Below are 3,796 nucleotides of genomic sequence, written 5' to 3' on the forward strand. Positions count from 1 at the left end.
ACGGCGCGTGGGTCACCTCGTCGTCGGGTGAAACCTTCGAAATCTACAACCCGGCCACTGGCCAGGTCGTGGCGCACGCGCAGAGCGGCAGCAAGGAAGACGTCAACGCCGCCGTCGCGGCGGCTCGTCGCGCTTTCGATGATCACAGCGAGTGGCGCAAGATGTCGCCGGCCAACCGCGGCAAGCTGCTGCACAAGATCGGTGACCTGATCCTGCAGAACGCCGACGAGCTGGCGCAGCTGGAATCGCTGGACAACGGCAAGCCGGTCGTCGTTGCCCGCGTCGCCGATGTCGTGCTCGCCGCCGACATCTTCCATTACATGGCGGGCTGGACGACCAAGATCGACGGCGGCCTGCTGGATCTGTCGGTGCCGTTCACTCCGGGCACCGAGTACCACGCTTACACCCGTCGCGAGCCGATCGGCGTTGTCGGCCAGATCATTCCGTGGAACTTCCCGATCCTGATGGCGGCCTGGAAGCTGGCGCCGGCACTGGCCTGCGGCTGCACCGTGGTGCTGAAGCCGGCCGAAGAAACGCCGCTGACCGCGCTGCGTCTCGGCGAGTTGATTATGGAAGCCGGCCTGCCGAAGGGCGTGCTGAACATCATCACCGGCTTCGGCGAAACCACCGGCGCGCCGCTGGCCGGCCATCCGGGTGTCGACAAGGTTGCCTTCACCGGTTCGACGGAAGTCGGCAAGCTGATCGTCAAGGCAGCTGCCAATGACCTCAAGAAGCTGACCCTGGAACTCGGCGGCAAGTCGCCGAACATCATCCTCAACGACGCCGATCTGTCGAAGGCGATCCCGGGTGCTGCCAGCGCGATCTTCTTCAACCAGGGCCAGACCTGCTGCGCCGGTTCGCGCCTATTCATCCAGGACAAGGTCTACGACGAAGTGATCGCCGGCATCGCCGCCTATGCCAAGGGTCTGAAGATGGGCCCGGGCCTCGATCCGTCGACCCAGCTCGGCCCGCTGGTCTCGCAGGTGCAGTTCGATCGCGTGTCCGGCTACATGGCCGCCGGCAAGACCGAGGGCGCGTCGCTCGCCACTGGTGGCAGCCGCTGGGGCAACGAAGGCTACTTCGTCGAGCCGACGCTCATCATCAACGCTCCCGACAGCGCCAAGGTCGTGCAGGAAGAGATCTTCGGGCCGGTGCTGGTCGCGTCGCGCTTCAAGGAGATGGATGACGAACTGGTTCGCCGCGCCAACGATTCGGTGTACGGCCTCGCAGCCGGCATCTGGTCGCAGGACGTGTCGAAGATCCACAAGCTGGTGCCGCGTCTGCGTGCCGGCACCGTCTGGGTCAACTGCTACAACGTCTTCGATGCGTCGATGCCGTTCGGCGGTTACAAGCAGTCGGGCTGGGGCCGCGAGATGGGCCACCAGGTGCTGAACAACTACCTGGAAACGAAGTCGGTCTGCATCGGCTATTGATCCAGCTGTAATCTGATCGGCTTCTGAAAGCCGGTTGTTGTCAGTATCACGAGGCCCGGGCAATGATCGCCTGGGCCTTTTCATTTGCCCGTCGGACCCAACAAGGCGCCGCGTCGAGCGCTCTGCTTGCTAGAGGAGAACAACATGATTCGAATTCTGCTGGTCGATGACCATGCCGTCGTCCGGGCTGGCTATCGCCAATTGCTGGAATGCGCACCCGAATACACGGTGGTTGCCGAAGCGGCGTCTGCTGCCGCGGGTTATCGGCGGTTTCTGGAATGCGCGCCGGATGTGGTGATCACCGACCTGTCGCTGCCGGGTGTCGGCGGTATCGAACTGCTGCGCCGCCTGCGTGCACGGCAGCCGGAACTTCGGGCGCTGGCGTTCAGCGTTCACGAGGAATCGATGTTCGTCGAACGTGCGCTGGCGGCTGGCGCACTCGGCTATGTCAGCAAGCGCTCGGCGGCAGACACCTTGGTGGCGGCTGTCGACGCGGTGTCTCACGGCCGGGAATTCCTGTCGCCGGATCTGGCCAGAACGGGACCTTCCCGTCGGCAGACGAACGACGTGCTGCACAAGCTTTCCCAGCGCGAGTTCGAAATCTTCCGGCAGGTTGCCGAAGGGCATTCGGTGCGGGAAATCGCAACCGGCCTGTGCATCAGCGGCAAAACGGTCTCCAACCATTACTCGCAGATCCGCGTGAAGCTCGGCCTGCGCTCGGCGGCCGAGATGGCTCGTCTGGCGATCGTGGCTGGCGTCGTGCGTGTCTGAGCTTGCGCTGGCAGTAAAGCCTACGGCGCTGAGCCGTGCCCGCTGGTTGATGCGCGAGCTGCTCCGTGCCTGGCGGACACGGGTGGATCTCAAGACGCGGCTCAGCCTGTTCATCGGGCTCCTGCTGGGCGTGGTGCTGGTGCTTGCCGTGTTTGCCGTGCTCGGCAATTCGAAGCGCGCAGTGCGCGGCGAGATCGATGCGGTGATGAGGCTGGCCACCAATCTCCTCAATGATCAGGCTGTGCCTGCGACGCAGGCTCAGCGCCAGGTGCTGCCGGTGCTGCTAAGCGTCTTCGATCACACCCGCCATCTCTGCGTCGAGCGGCCGGGTGGCGAGCTGCGCAGCGACGGCCGCTCCTGTCCTGCGGCGATCGATGACAGCGTGCCGGACTGGTTCATCGCCCACGTCACCACCGCGCCTCGCGAACTGCCGCACCAATGGTTGCAGCCGGATGGAACAGCCGTGCCGGTGATCATCCATTCCGATCCCGCCGACGAAATTCTCGAAGCCTGGAACGAAGCGCGGCCGCTGCTGCTGCTGATTGTCGCGATCGGCTTTCTGACCAATGCCATCGTGGTGTTTTCGGTCTGGCGGGCGCTGAAGCCGATCGACGTGATCCGTGATGCGCTCGATCGCATCGGCCGCGGCGAACTGCATCCGACCCTGCCATCGGTCACCACGCTGGAACTGCGCACCATCGTCGATGGCGTGATCGCGCTCGGTGGTCATCTGGAACAGGCGCGCTCGGATAATCAACGCCTGCTGCGCCACAGCCTTGAAGTGCAGGAGCGCGAGCGCCGTTCGATCGCTCGCGAGCTGCATGACGAGATGGGCCAGAGTCTGGCGGCAATCGATGCCGAAGCCGCCGTGCTGCAGCAGCGCTTCGGCAGCGCCGCCCCGGAATTGATGGCGCGTGCCGGCGGCATCCGGGCCGGCATCGCCCAGCTTTACGATGGCCTGCACAGCCTGCTGGCGCGACTGCGGCCGGCCGGGCTGGACGAATTCGGTCTGGGGCCGACCCTGGAGAATCTGGTCGCCGACTGGTCTGGCCGCTGCCCGCAGATCCGTTTCGAGGTGCGCATCGATGTCGAACGCGTACCCGGCGAGGCGCTGGCGCAGGTCTATCTGTACCGCATCGCCCAGGAAGCGCTGATCAACGCCACTCGCCACGCAAGGGCGCGTCGGATCAGTGTGATGCTGTTCGGCGATGTCGACGGCAGTCTGCATCTGCGCATTGCCGACGATGGCATCGGCCTGCCGGCCGATATGCCGCTACAGGCCAGCGCCGAGGAGCGTCAACGCGCGCGTCCTGATGGGCGGCGCGCCGGCTTCGGGCTGCTGGGCATGGCCGAACGGGCCGAAGCACTCGGCGCCCGGCTGACGATCGATAGCCAGCCGAACCAGGGCACCAGCATCTCGCTGCGCCTGCCCGCCAACGGCCTTCCTCTGGAACTGCGTCTGTCAAGGCACGGTGTGCCGGATGTGACTCTGAAGTCGTCCCTGCAATGAAACAGCAGCAGTCTTTCGTCAGGCATTTGCTGCAACGCAAAAATCAATAAAAACAAGGCGTAAGGAAGTATTCCTGATTTGG

General features: G+C 64.6%; 3 protein-coding genes. All 3 read left to right on the forward strand.

What is annotated here, in order from left to right:
• Positions 1–1,433: aldehyde dehydrogenase family protein (locus tag QZY06_RS02830; protein ID WP_295679914.1), on the forward strand; the 1,433-nt coding region annotated here is incomplete at its 5' end.
• Positions 1,434–1,577: 144 nt separating this feature from the next.
• Positions 1,578–2,204, forward strand: coding sequence for a response regulator transcription factor (locus QZY06_RS02835; RefSeq protein ID WP_295679916.1), 627 nt, complete (start codon positions 1,578–1,580; stop codon positions 2,202–2,204).
• On the forward strand, positions 2,197–3,714 hold the full coding sequence (locus QZY06_RS02840; RefSeq protein ID WP_295679918.1) for a sensor histidine kinase: 1,518 nt from the start codon (positions 2,197–2,199) through the stop codon (positions 3,712–3,714). Before QZY06_RS02835 ends, QZY06_RS02840 begins: the two co-directional genes overlap by 8 nt.
• The last annotated feature ends 82 nt before the right edge of the window (positions 3,715–3,796 follow it).

Origin of the sequence: uncultured Nevskia sp., assembly GCF_903885465.1 — a bacterium.
In the GTDB taxonomy this organism is placed as follows: domain Bacteria; phylum Pseudomonadota; class Gammaproteobacteria; order Nevskiales; family Nevskiaceae; genus Nevskia.